The following is a 1,267-nucleotide window of genomic DNA, read 5'->3' on the forward strand; positions in this document are numbered from 1 at the left end:
CGTCACATCCTTTGTTTTGCTCGGTGCACAGGAGGACGCCGCGGCGCATCTCGGCGATCTTTCACCAAGCGTTAGCGACGTGAGATTTAGCGACGTCGCGGGCATCAGCGAGGTCAAGGACGAACTCATAGAGATCGTGGATTTTTTAAAAAATCCCGCAAAATACAGAAATTTCGGCATCAAGCTGCCGAAAGGAATTTTAATGATCGGCGAACCCGGCGTCGGCAAGACCCTTATCGCAAAAGCCGTAGCGGGCGAGGCGGATGTGCCGTTTTTTTACCAAAGCGGCGCAAGCTTCGCCGAGGTCTTTGTGGGTGTCGGTGCCAGGCGGGTTCGCGAGCTGTTTGCGAAGGCAAAATCCTGCGCACCCGCGATTATTTTTATCGACGAGATCGACGCAGTCGGCGGCAAGCGCGGTATCGGGCGCAACGACGAGCGGGAAGCGACGCTAAATCAGCTGCTAACCGAGATGGACGGATTTGAGGAAAACAGCGGCGTGATGGTAATCGGCGCAACCAATAAAATAAATTTGATCGACGATGCGTTATTGCGCTCGGGGCGCTTTGATAGGCGCGTTTTTATCGGGCTTCCGAACTACAAAGACCGCATCGAAATTTTAAAAATTTACCTCGAGGGCAAAAGATGCAGCGCGAATATCAACAAAGTAAGTCGCCTCTGCGTGGGCTTTAGCGGCGCAGGAGTAGCGACGCTGGTAAATGAAGCGGCGATCAACGCTCTTAAACGCGGCAGCGATACGATCGAGCTTAGCGATTTTGAAAACGTGCGGATGAGGGTCTTTTACGGCGTACAAAAAAGTAGAATTCTAACCGAATACGAAAAGGAGATCCAGGCGTTCTATCAGGGCGCGAAGGCGCTTAGCGCGTATTGGTATTCGTTTGATTTCGAAAAGATCGAGCTTTTAAACGATAAATTTTTAAACGAGGATTTCGAGATCGAATCCAAAACGCAAATTTTAAATCAAATCAAAGTGCTTTTAAGCGGCATGGCGGCGCTACAGATCCATAAAAACGACGCCTTTTCAAATTCCGCTAGCGACGTAAAGCAGGCTATCGCGCTGGCGCAAAAGATGGTTTTCGAGCTTGCGATGGGCGATAGTTTCACCCCTAGTGCGCAGAGCGTGAATAAAATTTTGCAAGATTGCTACGACGAGGTAAGCGAGATAATCCGCACGATGCAGGATAAGCTAAATCAAATTTCAAAGCAAATTTTCGTCTATGAGTTCATCACTTTTGAGGGGGTGCAAAGT

General features: G+C 49.4%; 1 protein-coding gene. It reads left to right on the forward strand.

Annotated features, from left to right (window positions below; genetic code table 11):
• Nucleotides 1–1,267, forward strand: a 1,267-nt coding sequence (locus Q0095_RS07080) for an AAA family ATPase (RefSeq protein ID WP_297882662.1), incomplete at both ends; no start/stop codon positions are given.

It is taken from the genome of uncultured Campylobacter sp., from assembly GCF_938045535.1.
Taxonomy (GTDB): Bacteria; Campylobacterota; Campylobacteria; order Campylobacterales; family Campylobacteraceae; genus Campylobacter_B.